The sequence below is a fragment of the Staphylococcus sp. HMSC063F05 genome, assembly GCF_001837075.1.
GTDB classification, from domain to species: Bacteria; Bacillota; Bacilli; order Staphylococcales; family Staphylococcaceae; genus Staphylococcus; species Staphylococcus epidermidis.
This window is the reverse complement of sequence record NZ_KV831334.1, coordinates 67,230-79,049: the sequence shown is the minus strand read 5'-3', so window position 1 is coordinate 79,049 and position 11,820 is coordinate 67,230. Positions and strand designations below refer to the sequence as shown.

Sequence of the window (11,820 nt, the reverse complement as noted above, 5' to 3'; positions counted from 1 at the left end):
AATAAACATCACTAAACTAAATTAACGAGGTGCCCTAAGTATAAAAATTATGACATGATTCAACTTACTCTACCAATGGAAACTTCAGTAATCATTTTACCTATTAACGATTGTACTCTTATGCTTTTACTATATGATTAATATATTTCTAAATCTTTAATTACTGATGTTTTTCACATCAATACTCTTGATTTTGATTTTTGTTTGTTCCTGATTTAAAGTAAGTCCATTAATATTTTCTAAATGTATTGATTGTGAAGCATCTTCAAATTGATTTGCCGCTATAAAAACGTTTTGATGTTGGACGTGATGATAACTTCTAATATGAATCGCATCTCTTTTCATCTTACCAATAAAAGTATTACCTATCACATTGAAATTCTCACCAGCTTGAGTTTCCATCACTTGTCCTGTAATAGGATCGGCAGCATTTTTACCATCCTTCACTCCAAGAAATCTTATTCCACCATTACAATTTATAAATTTATTTTTTGTAATAAATGTGTCTTTTGACTTTAGAGGAGTTAAAGCATACTCATTTAAATTATCAAAGATGTTTTGATTGATATGAATGTTTTCATAATAGCAGTTATATCTACTGGCATGAGAGCCAATAGCTCTATTCCACGCTTTCATTTTAGGATGATCTGAACAGCCAAAATAACATTTTTCAATGACAACATTTTTCGTAATCGTTCCATCTGTAGTTCCAAATTTAGGAAAAGCACCAGGTACTTGTATGTCCAATTGTACTGCTTCAGAAAAAGAACGATCTCCATCAATATCAAGAAATCCTTTAAATTCACATTCTGATATGTGTAAACCATTGATTCCGCATGCGTCGAGTGCATGCCCTCCAACAATATTTTTGAATGTTACACCTAAAATTTGAATGTCTTCTGCATGTCCCATGCACATGGCTGTATTATTATATGGATATTCGCCTCCATTCATATCAAAAGTTCCTCCTTTAATATAAATGTGACTATTTCCATTATAGCCATGATATAGCTTTAAGCGTCTACCATTTTTTAATAATGCATCTTTCCCTTTTCTTAAAAGTGTTGCACCTTCTTCCAATAACAATGTTGTAGAATCATAAATAACTAAAGCTTTTCTGATATAATAAGTTCCTTTAGGTATATAAACAGTGTGTCTGCCTTTTTTTGCGTAATTTAATGCTTTTTGAATCGCTCTTGTATCCTTATATTTACTTTTTTCTTTTAATCCGAAATCTTTTGCATTGATAAACATGTTATAACTCCTCATATATTTTAAATAATGATTGTGTGCTTAAAGTAAAGTCTATATACTATAATTACATTTCGTTTTAATTATGGTGTATATTTTTACTGCCAATTTAATTTAAACGATTACAAAAGTTTTAGCTTTATATAAATATACCAATCTAACGCTTTTTAAACACATATTGGGAGGCTGTTCTAATGAGTAACAAAGCATTAATCATTGTAGATTACTCTTTTGATTTTATTGACGATAATGGTAAATTAACATGTGGCAAACCTGGACAAGAAATTGAAACTTTTATTACTCAGCGTATAAAAAATTATCATAATAATCAACAGGAAATATTTTTCCTAATGGACTTGCATTATGAAAATGATAAATTTCATCCTGAAAGTAAATTATTCCCCAATCATAATATTCATCAAACACCAGGTCGTGAGTTATATGGCGAGGTAGGTAGATTATACAATTCAATTAAAGACCAAATGAATGTACATTATTTAGATAAAACGAGATACGATTCATTCTACGGTACACCATTAGATAGTTTATTACGTGAAAGACAAATCAATGATATTGAAATTGTGGGTGTTTGCACGGATATTTGTATTTTGCATACCGCTGTTTCAGCATACAATTTAGGTTATAACATCACTATCCCAATTAGAGGCGTAGCATCTTTTAATCAAGATGGTCATCAATGGGCACTCTCCCATTTTAAAAATTCTCTTGGTGCAAAAGTAGAAGATTAAACAACAATCATGATAAAATATGATTAACAATATATGTATAAGGAGATATTGAAAATGACAAAAACTTTTATTTTCGGGCACAAAAATCCAGATACTGATGCTATTTCTTCAGCTTTAATTATGGCTGATTTTGAGCAACAAACTGGTAATACTGAAGCAAAAGCTTATCGTTTAGGTGAAATAAGTGCGGAAACTCAATTTGCACTAGATTATTTTAACGTAGAAGCTCCAGAATTATTAAACGAAGATTTAAAAGGACAAGATGTTATTTTAGTCGACCATAACGAGTTTCAACAAAGTGCAGATACTATTTCAAACGCTACAATTAAACATGTGATAGATCATCACAGAATTTCTAACTTTGAAACAGCTGGCCCTTTATACTATAGAGCAGAACCAGTTGGTTGTAGTGCAACAATTTTATATAAAATGTATAAAGAACGTGGATTTGAAATTAAACCAGAAATCGCTGGACTTATGATTTCAGCTATAATTTCTGATAGTTTATTATTTAAATCACCTACCTGCACAAAAGAAGATGTAGATGCTGCTCAAGCACTTAAAGATATTGCAAATGTTGATTTAGAAGCATATGGTTTAGAAATGTTAAAAGCAGGTGCTTCAACTACAGATAAATCTGCTGAAACACTTGTCAATATGGATGCTAAATCATTCAATATGGGAGATTATGTAACACGTATTGCTCAAGTCAATACTGTAGATATTGATGAAGTTTTAGATCGTAAAGAGGAATTTGAAAAAGTTATGTTAGAAATGAGTGCCAATGAAAAATACGATTTATTCGTTCTTGTAGTTACTGATATTATTAACAGCGATTCTAAAATCCTTGTAGTTGGTGCTGAAAAAGATAAAGTTGGAGAAGCATTTAAAGTACAACTAGATGATGGTATGGCTTTCTTATCTGGCGTTGTATCACGAAAAAAACAAGTTGTTCCTCAAATCACTGAAGTTTTAACTCAATAACTTTAAAAGCATTAAAACTATATTGTTGCCCATGATATATTTTTTCATCCTAGAGTAATTTCTCAGTAGTTGATTGATTTAATAACACATTGATATCAGGTGTTATTAAATTGTTAGTTCTAAATTTCAGGAGTGGACTAAGAATTCGATATGAATTCTATTCCACTCCCTTTTTGTAACTTTTTAAACAAAATTTTTATATTTAAGAAGAAATAATCACTAATCTTTTTATGTTCTCATTTAATATATTCAGGACTATCTCAACCTCTTTACCAAAAAAATAATTTGGAGGTAATTTTATGACAATAATTAGAGATAAATTTAACAATAGTAAAGCTTTTTTTAATACGCATAAAACAAAAAACCTTAAATTTCGAAAACAACAACTTAAATTACTAAGTAAAAATATCAAAAATCATGAAAATGAATTATTAGATGCCTTATATAAAGATTTAGGTAAAAGTAAGGTTGAAGCATACGCAACTGAAATTGGTATGCTTTTGAAAAGCATAAAGCTAATGCGCAAAGAGTTAAAAAATTGGTCGAAAACCAAACAAACGGATACACCACTCTACTTATTCCCTACAAAGAGTTATATTAAAAAAGAACCTTACGGTACGGTGCTTATTATAGGACCATTTAATTATCCGGTTCAATTAGTTTTCGAGCCTCTCATCGGAGCAATAGCTGCCGGAAATACTGCTATAGTTAAACCTTCAGAGTTAACACCTCATGTTGCCATTGTGATCAAGGACATCATTGAAGATACATTTGATGAAGCATACGTTTCTGTTGTTGAAGGTGGTATTGAAGAAACCCAAACGTTATTAAGTCTACCATTTGATTATATGTTCTTTACTGGCAGTGAAAAAGTCGGAAAAATTGTCTATGAAGCTGCAGCAAGAAAATTAATTCCAGTTACTCTTGAACTTGGCGGTAAATCACCTGTCCATTGTCGATGATACAGCCAATATCAAAGTAGCGAGTGAACGTATTAGTTTTGGTAAATTTACTAATGCTGGTCAAACATGTGTCGCTCCAGATTATATATTAGTTCAGCGGAAAGTTAAAAATGATTTAATAAAAGCTCTTAAAAAAACAATTACTGAATTTTACGGAGAAAATATTGAAAAAAGCCCTGATTTCGGACGGATTGTTAATCAAAAACACTTTAATCGGTTGAATGACTTGATTCAAATTCATAAAGATAATGTTGTTTTTGGAGGTAATAGTTCTAAAGAAGATTTATATATTGAACCTACTTTATTGGATAACATAACCAATGACAATAAAATCATGAAAGAAGAAATATTCGGCCCCATTTTGCCTATTATTACTTATGATAATTTCGATGAAGTACTTGAAATCATCCAAAGTAAATCAAAACCACTAAGTTTGTATCTTTTTAGCGAAGATGAAAACATGACACATAGAGTGGTTGAAGAATTATCATTTGGGGGCGGTGCAATTAACGATACGTTAATGCATTTAGCTAATCCTAACTTACCTTTCGGTGGTGTAGGTTCTTCAGGCATAGGTCAATATCATGGTAAGTATTCTTTTGATACATTTAGTCATATGAAATCATACACATTTAAATCTACACGTCTAGAATCGAGTTTATTTTTCCCTCCATATAAAGGTAAATTTAAATATATTAAAACCTTCTTCAAGAACTAGTGTTAGTTATCTCCATATGATTTGCCCTTGAGTGATATACAGAGTTTTGTTTTTTTATCTCATAATCACTCAAGGGCTTTTTATATCACTTTTCTATTATTCAAAGACATCTTATAGTAGTACACAAACACCTTCATTTGCTATAGCTTTTTTATCTTTTAATGAAAGTTTACCAGTTATGTTATCACGTTCAAAAATTGAAACTTTTGATTCTCCTTCTTGATGTGCGCAAATTAAATAGTTATCTGATTCAGTTATATTAAAGTCTCTTGGAAAGGCATCGTAACTTGGTTGTATTTCAATACTTCTCAGTGATCTGCCATCTTCTAAAACTTCAAATATAGCAATACTATCATGCCCTCTATTACTTATATATAAGTGCTTCCCATCATGTGATAGTCTCACTGCTGCTAATTTCGATTCCCCGTTAAAGTCACTTGGAATAGTTGAATGTCTCTCTAGCTCAATGAACTTACCGTCTTGGTATTCTGTAACACTCACCTCATTTGATAGCTCGTGAACGATATACGCGTGTCGTCCATCATTACTAAAAGCGATGTGGCGAGGCCCGTCTGAATTTTTGAATTGAGAAACTGCATATTGTTTTAAACCATCCTCACCAAATTTGTATGTTACAACTCTATCTGTACCTAAATCAGTAGCTACAACATACTTATGATCAGGTGTTTCATTTAAAAAATGAACATGTGATGAATCTTGTCTTTCATGTGAGCCAGTTGGAAATTCATGCGCAAGTTCTTCTATTAATTTCTCTATTGCTCCCGTAATTTGATTTAATTTATAAATCCTTGCAAGTCCTGCACCATAAACCGCTTCAAATAAATATTTACCATTACTAGACACTTGAATGTAACAACCAGTTCCCTGTTTTGATTCTAGACATTTATTAATTAATTCCAGTTGTCCATCTTCTTTAATACTAAAACTAGCTACACCACATTCTTCACCTTCTTTAGTAATCGCATATAAAAACGATTCATTACGAGTAAGATAAGTTGACGCTTCAATTTCATAACCAGTTTCTAACGCTTCAATAACTCCTGTTTCGTCATTTAGTTTGAAGCGATATATACCTTTACCACTCTTTTTAGTATAAGAACCTATATAACCTAATGTCATACCAAAACCTCCATAAAATCATTAATCATTGATTCAATTTTACCTTTAAGTATGTTTAATTTACAACGAAAAGTCATTTTACTTATTAACTTACTACTTATGATAACGAAATCAAATTAGAAATTACTTCGATCATACTAAAACATCACGAACAATTATAATGCCAAAAACTTTATATTGAAAAACAGAACAAATGTTCGTATAATGAAACTATAAGGATTAAGGTGATTGAATAATGAAAGATATATTTAATGAAATGGATTACCGTAATATACCACGAGACATGCTAGATAAAAATATTCCTACCGGTCGTGGTATGGTTAAATGGGCACCTTTTGTTATATGTACTAATCTCATAAAAAAATCTAATTTAATAGGGTTCAAACATAATATATATGTAAATTATGTTTGAACCCTATATCTATTTATTTTTTACTAATATCATTTAAAATGGCTCGCAATTCTTCAATTTCTTTGTTATTTAATTCTTCATTTTTCGCAAAATTTAGCACTAAACTTTTCATGTCCCCTCCATACAGTTTATTAAGAAAGGTTTTAGCAGTTTTCATTTTAATATCGTCTTCTTTAATATTTGATGAGTAAAAATAAATATTCTCTGATTTGTATCGTTTTATAATCTCTTTTTTATATAGTCTTGTGATTAATGTTCTAATCGTTTTATCGCTAACTTCTTTATATTTTTGAATTTCAACTACAATTTCATTAGCTGATACTGATTTTTTATCCCATATTATATTCATAACATCCCATTCAGCCATAGATATTTCAACTTGCTTATTGGCCATTTAAAACACCCATTTCTTTTAATATTTTTTCACTGATTAATTCAGCATTTTTCCCAGACGGGTTTCCATCTGATAAATGTGTAGCAAAATAATACTTATCATGATTAGTAATTACGTAACCTACAAACCACCCATTATTATACTTCCCGTTTACTATACCTGTACCTGTTTTCCCATACAGTTCATACTTTTCATTTTTCTTAATCAATAATGAAGAAGATAATTGATTCTTTGCTTTTTTACTAAAATGGTTTTTTTGTTCCATCATATTTTTAAAAACTATTACTTGTTCAAGATTAGATATTTTCAAACTATCTTCCATCCAATAGCTTTTATAACTTCCCAAATTTTCATTACCATAATTTAATTGCTTGAGTTGAGCCGCAATATAGTTCTTTGGTATTTGATTACTAATACGTTCGAAGTACCAATTAACTGAATTTTGCATTGCTGTATTTAAATCTTGTTCCTTATTCCAAGACTCGAAAGGATAATGTTTATGATTCCATGACATACGTGAATTTTTATCACTTATGATATGACGGTCAAGTCCAAACATCGCTAAATAAATTTTATAAGTTGAATCAGGAGAATATCTTTTTCTACTTTCTTTTTCATTATAAATATAGTATTTGTCTTTCTTCATGCTGTACATGACGAAAGATCCACTATTTGAACCAAAATTTTTACTTTCATCTAAAATTTGGTGATCGTTCTGTAAGGGCTTTTTATAATTATAATCAGTTATGGATTGTCCCATCAAAAACTGGCTTTGAATTACTATGAGCAAAAAAGTAAAAATACAAATAAAAATTGGAATTAATTTAGACTGTTTTTTCAAATTGGCTTCTTTTATATTAATTAATCTTCTTTTGAGTAATGACTTTTTACCATTAAATGAATGGCTTAATATATTTTTATTAAAAAATGGAATATTTAATACGGAGTCCATAATAGATTCCGCATAAGTTTTAAATTCATTTTTGTTAATATTATTAAGAACAAATCTATCGGCTTCTACTTCATTGTCATGAATTATCTTTCTTTTTACAATATGTATTAATGGATTGTAACTCATAACAATAGAGAAGATATTAAAGATAATTAAATGTAAAGTATCTCTATTTTTAGCATGAGCATATTCGTGCAGTATTATATATTTTAGTCTTTTATCAATTACACTTTTAAAATATGAACTAGGAATCAAAATAATATATTTCCCATACCAAAAAGTTATTGGAGATTGAATAGTCTCTGCTTTTCGAATCACAATACTTTTTTTATATTGATGGTTGAAAAGTATCGTATCTACTTTATTTTTTTCATTTTCGTTTAGATAAAGTGACTGTTTCTTTAAATATTTAAGATATAATAAGGATTTCAAAAATTTAAAACTTAAAATAATAACTAAAACTATCCAAACAACTGTGCAGATATTATCAATTGAATCCCAATTAAACTTATGGATATCTGTTGTGAACTCTTGAATAGGTTTGGTGGTATTTATGTTATGGTTCAAGTCGTGTGACTTACTTTCAACTGTGGGCGCTTGATTATTCACATTATTAAATTTTATAAAAGAGAATTTAATTGGGATAAAAGGTATTAATCCAGCAAGCACAGTTAGATACCAAACTTTATAATTTAAACTATAATTAAAATAGCGTTTTAATATGTACTTAAAAAATACTAACAATAGAAATATAAAACAAAAGCTTACTACGCTCGTTATTAGTAATTTAGCCATTTTGACACCTTCTTTCAAATATTTATAATAAACTATTGACACAAATATTACAAATGTAATATTATTTATTCATAAAAATTATATTTGTAATATTGGAGGGTTTATTTTGAAAAAGTTAATATTTTTAATTGCAATTGCTTTAGTTTTAAGTGCATGTAATTCAAACAGTCCACATGCCAAAGAGTTAAATGATTTAGAAAAAAAATATAATGCTCATATTGGTGTTTATGCTTTAGATACTAAAAGTGGTAAGGAAGTAAAATTTAATTCAGATAAGAGATTTGCCTATGCTTCGACTTCAAAAGCGATAAATAGTGCTATTTTGTTAGAACAAGTACCTTATAATAAGTTAAATAAAAAAATACATATTAACAAAGATGATATAGTTGCTTATTCTCCTATTTTAGAAAAATATGTAGGAAAAGATATCACTTTAAAAGAACTTATTGAGGCTTCAATGACATATAGTGATAATACAGCAAACAATAAAATTATAAAAGAAATCGGTGGGAACAAAAAAGTTAAACAACGTCTAAAAGGACTAGGAGATAAAGTAACAAATCCAGTTAGATATGAGATAGAATTAAATTACTATTCACCAAAGAGCAAAAAAGATACTTCAACACCTGCTGCTTTCGGTAAGACTTTAAATAAACTTATCGCAAATGGAAAATTAAGCAAAGAAAACAAAAAATTCTTACTTGATTTAATGTTAAATAATAAAAGCGGAGATACTTTAATTAAAGACGGTGTTTCAAAAGACTGTAAGGTTGCTGATAAAAGTGGTCAAGCAATAACATATGCTTCTAGAAATGATGTTGCTTTTGTTTATCCTAAGGGCCAATCTGAACCTATTGTTTTAGTCATTTTTACGAATAAAGACAATAAAAGTGATAAGCCAAATGATAAGTTGATAAGTGAAACCGCCAAGAGTGTAATGAAGGAATTTTAATATTCTAAATGCATAATAAATACTGATATAATTCTATCTTTCATAAAAATTCATAATATCGTAGAACATATATATTATTTATAATTATATATGTTCTATTTTTTGTGTTCACATTAATTTTAAAAGAGAAAATACCATTAACATACCTAACATTATAATTCCAGTAACTATAGTTATAAAATCTCGATAATCTTACTCAGCTTTTCTATCTAGAAAATAACTTATTTTGAATTAATTAATCACCTTAACAAATTATATAATCCTTGCCGAAAAAGAACATACGTTCTATAATGATGATGAGGTGGTTAACATGATTCCAAATCCTAATGCGCCAGATGAATATAAATATGAAACTGATTATAGAAAAATACCAAGAAAATATTTAAAACCTAAAATCCCTCAAGGGCGGGGAAAAATCAAATGGCAAGCTTTTGCGACTCTCCCAAAACAGTTTGAAATTTTAGAGCAAATCATAATGAATCAAGATAAAGTTGAAAAACCATTGCTAACATATGATTCATTAGATAATTTAGATCAGATTTTCCAAATAAAAATTAGAAATGATGAGTTATGTACAATCACATATTGGGAAGACGGTAACATTTCAAAATATACGGGAAAAATTTTAAAAAAGGATGAAATTGGTAATACATTTTCCTTTTCTGATACTAACAATAATATATATAATTTAAATAATACTAACGTTTGTAGTATCACTTAGCACTATTTAAACTTTTTAAAAGCTTAAATAGTGTTCTTATAATTACCTTTTTCGAAATACTTCTAGCAAAATCATTATAAGTATGATACTGATATTAAATATATTATTTTTATCACTGAAAAAAATTTCTACTACTTGGAAAATTGATAAAAGACTTATTATTAACAAAAGTTTATTTAATTTTTCGCTTCTTTCTTCTTCCTTATATGACTGCTCCAATTCAATTAGTGATAATTCTTCTTTTTTTAATTCTTCAATATACTGAGGAGATTTAAAATCATTATTATTCTTTAGATACAAATATAAATATAAACTAGGTAAAAGCTCTGTTCTATAAATAATTGCAATAGATCTCTTGAAATTTAGTATCCATTGTCTAAAATATAGGGCTTCTTTTTTTCCATTTAAATTATATTGTTGATACCCATACAATTGTAATTCATTTAACATAGTTTCTAAGAAAAAGAAATTAGCAGAACTACTGAAATAAATTGCCATTTGAGAACATTGTTCTAAAACATCTCCTTCTTGCTCATTCATCCAAACTACAAAAATTGATGCTTTATTCAAGAAATTTATATAATTATCGCTATAACCATCTTGCCTAAAATGTTTACTTTTTCCTTCAAATGAAAAAATAGGCGCATTTACTAACCACTCTTGAATTTTCACATCCTCATAAAAAGGATCATCAGTAAATTCATTTTCATTAGCTAAATAATAAACTTCAAAGTCCATATTTTTAGATACTTTATATTCAAAAATATCCTTACTATTATTTTTTATAATTCTATTAATTTGCCTAGAAACATCTCTAATATTTTTACCATGTCTATTGCCATACAATTGATACTGTCTTTGTCTATTATTATTTTCTTGATTAATTAGAGGATATATCGTATCTTTTACATATGAGAAAGTACTATACAAGTCGCTTCCAAAGTCTATACTCTCTAAATCTTCAATGATTTCTACAACAAATGTACCATTGTTAAATATAGTTAAGGTTAAAAAAAATAAATTTAAAGTGTTATCATGAGTAATTTCAATATGTGGAGTGAATATATATTTTTTATATTTGTATCCATGTATATTTTTTTGATCAAACAATCCTTCATTAATATTTACATTAGTAGCAAATTTTTCTAAAAATTTTTCTAGTTTTTCGTGATATTCTTTTGTATGTCTTTTATATTTTCCAGGTAAAACCCAATAATCATAATTTACCTGGGGGTTGTCAGGAGATAAAATGCGTATAACTCCTTTTACATTCAATAGAATTTCCTCAATTTTTTCAAACCAAGGGTTCATGTTATTATCTTTTATATTTATAGCAGTAGCATATTGATATGTTACTTTATAGCCTTGTAATTTATTAATATCTTCAAGAATCTTTTCATTTTTATTGTCCATTATTTTAAATATCCTCATATAACCTAGAATATAAAACGCTAATTTCTTCTTTCAACATTTTTTTCTCTTTTTCTAAAGAATTTACTCTTCTTTTTAAAGAGGAAATTAACGCATCTTTACCGTCATTTTTATTTTTATGAACAAATATTTCATTGTTTTGTTCACGTAACTTCTCTATTTTCTTTCGAATTTTATTATTTTTATATAATGTAGCTTTAGAAACTTTTGAATGTTTAGAAACGATATTAAAGTTAATTTCTTTATTTTTTTGAACTAAATCATTTATTGCTTTATCAACTTTTTTCTCGGTTTTAACTTTTCGTTCTGCATGTAACTGTTTTAATTGTTCTTGTCTATTAAATTTTTCCATTTTAACC

Annotated in this window: 10 protein-coding genes and 2 pseudogenes; 6 read left to right on the top strand and 6 right to left on the bottom strand. The window is 28.2% G+C overall.

Annotation, left to right across the window (positions count from 1 at the left end; all coding sequences use genetic code 11):
- Positions 1-156: 156 nt before the first annotated feature.
- On the bottom strand, positions 157-1,254 hold the full coding sequence (locus HMPREF2576_RS05395; RefSeq protein ID WP_002457082.1) for a glycosyl hydrolase family 28-related protein: 1,098 nt from the start codon (positions 1,252-1,254) through the stop codon (positions 157-159).
- Between the two features lie 191 nt (positions 1,255-1,445).
- Between HMPREF2576_RS05395 and HMPREF2576_RS05390 the strand changes: the two genes are divergently transcribed.
- The 3 genes and pseudogenes from HMPREF2576_RS05390 to HMPREF2576_RS05380 all read left to right on the top strand — a co-directional run bounded on the left by HMPREF2576_RS05390 (position 1,446) and on the right by HMPREF2576_RS05380 (position 4,664).
- Positions 1,446-2,000, top strand: coding sequence for a cysteine hydrolase family protein (locus HMPREF2576_RS05390; protein WP_002457081.1), 555 nt, complete (start codon positions 1,446-1,448; stop codon positions 1,998-2,000).
- Positions 2,001-2,054: 54 nt separating this feature from the next.
- Positions 2,055-2,984, top strand: coding sequence for a manganese-dependent inorganic pyrophosphatase (locus tag HMPREF2576_RS05385; RefSeq protein ID WP_001830428.1), 930 nt, complete (start codon positions 2,055-2,057; stop codon positions 2,982-2,984).
- 299 nt (positions 2,985-3,283) lie between these two features.
- A pseudogene (locus HMPREF2576_RS05380) lies at positions 3,284-4,664 on the top strand (aldehyde dehydrogenase).
- A 111-nt stretch (positions 4,665-4,775) separates the two neighbouring features.
- On the opposite strand, the gene HMPREF2576_RS05375 reads toward HMPREF2576_RS05380, so the two are convergent.
- A complete protein-coding gene (locus tag HMPREF2576_RS05375; RefSeq protein ID WP_002468109.1) occupies positions 4,776-5,804 on the bottom strand; it encodes a 6-phosphogluconolactonase in 1,029 nt (342 codons plus the stop codon).
- A 235-nt stretch (positions 5,805-6,039) separates the two neighbouring features.
- Here HMPREF2576_RS05375 and HMPREF2576_RS12475 point away from each other — a divergent pair.
- A pseudogene (locus HMPREF2576_RS12475) lies at positions 6,040-6,141 on the top strand (hypothetical protein); the annotation flags it as partial.
- Positions 6,142-6,229: 88 nt separating this feature from the next.
- On the opposite strand, the gene blaI reads toward HMPREF2576_RS12475, so the two are convergent.
- Both blaI and blaR1 read right to left on the bottom strand, forming a co-directional pair.
- Positions 6,230-6,610: a penicillinase repressor BlaI gene (gene blaI / locus HMPREF2576_RS05370; RefSeq protein ID WP_001284652.1), complete on the bottom strand. Its 381-nt coding sequence runs from the start codon at positions 6,608-6,610 to the stop codon at positions 6,230-6,232.
- Entirely contained in the window at positions 6,600-8,357 is a 1,758-nt protein-coding gene (gene blaR1 / locus HMPREF2576_RS05365; RefSeq protein ID WP_001096393.1) for a beta-lactam sensor/signal transducer BlaR1, read from the bottom strand. The genes blaI and blaR1 overlap by 11 nt, the downstream gene beginning before the upstream one ends.
- 106 nt (positions 8,358-8,463) lie before the next feature.
- Between blaR1 and blaZ the strand changes: the two genes are divergently transcribed.
- Both blaZ and HMPREF2576_RS05355 read left to right on the top strand, forming a co-directional pair.
- A complete protein-coding gene (gene blaZ / locus HMPREF2576_RS05360; protein WP_000733270.1) occupies positions 8,464-9,309 on the top strand; it encodes a penicillin-hydrolyzing class A beta-lactamase BlaZ in 846 nt (281 codons plus the stop codon).
- A 310-nt stretch (positions 9,310-9,619) separates the two neighbouring features.
- Positions 9,620-10,030 carry a YolD-like family protein gene (locus tag HMPREF2576_RS05355; protein WP_000612778.1) on the top strand — a complete coding sequence of 137 codons (411 nt, stop codon included), beginning with the start codon at positions 9,620-9,622 and terminating at the stop codon, positions 10,028-10,030.
- Positions 10,031-10,072: 42 nt separating this feature from the next.
- On the opposite strand, the gene HMPREF2576_RS05350 is transcribed toward HMPREF2576_RS05355, so the two are convergent.
- Positions 10,073-11,443, bottom strand: coding sequence for a hypothetical protein (locus HMPREF2576_RS05350; protein WP_070856216.1), 1,371 nt, complete (start codon positions 11,441-11,443; stop codon positions 10,073-10,075).
- A 4-nt stretch (positions 11,444-11,447) separates the two neighbouring features.
- The gene (locus tag HMPREF2576_RS05345) at positions 11,448-11,813 is read right to left on the bottom strand and encodes a DUF6262 family protein (RefSeq protein WP_000410573.1); all 366 of its coding nucleotides are present in this window, start codon (positions 11,811-11,813) and stop codon (positions 11,448-11,450) included.
- Between the last annotated feature and the right edge of the window lie 7 nt (positions 11,814-11,820).

Bases quoted from the DNA above. Each gene is read 5' to 3' on its own strand.
- HMPREF2576_RS05395 (WP_002457082.1), bottom strand. From the start codon at position 1,254: ATGTTTATCAATGCAAAAGATTTCGGATTAAAAGAAAAAAGTAAATAT.
- HMPREF2576_RS05390 (WP_002457081.1), top strand. From the start codon at position 1,446: ATGAGTAACAAAGCATTAATCATTGTAGATTACTCTTTTGATTTTATT.
- HMPREF2576_RS05385 (WP_001830428.1), top strand. From the start codon at position 2,055: ATGACAAAAACTTTTATTTTCGGGCACAAAAATCCAGATACTGATGCT.
- HMPREF2576_RS05375 (WP_002468109.1), bottom strand. From the start codon at position 5,804: ATGACATTAGGTTATATAGGTTCTTATACTAAAAAGAGTGGTAAAGGT.
- blaI (WP_001284652.1), bottom strand. From the start codon at position 6,610: ATGGCCAATAAGCAAGTTGAAATATCTATGGCTGAATGGGATGTTATG.
- blaR1 (WP_001096393.1), bottom strand. From the start codon at position 8,357: ATGGCTAAATTACTAATAACGAGCGTAGTAAGCTTTTGTTTTATATTT.
- HMPREF2576_RS05355 (WP_000612778.1), top strand. From the start codon at position 9,620: ATGATTCCAAATCCTAATGCGCCAGATGAATATAAATATGAAACTGAT.
- HMPREF2576_RS05350 (WP_070856216.1), bottom strand. From the start codon at position 11,443: ATGGACAATAAAAATGAAAAGATTCTTGAAGATATTAATAAATTACAA.
- HMPREF2576_RS05345 (WP_000410573.1), bottom strand. From the start codon at position 11,813: ATGGAAAAATTTAATAGACAAGAACAATTAAAACAGTTACATGCAGAA.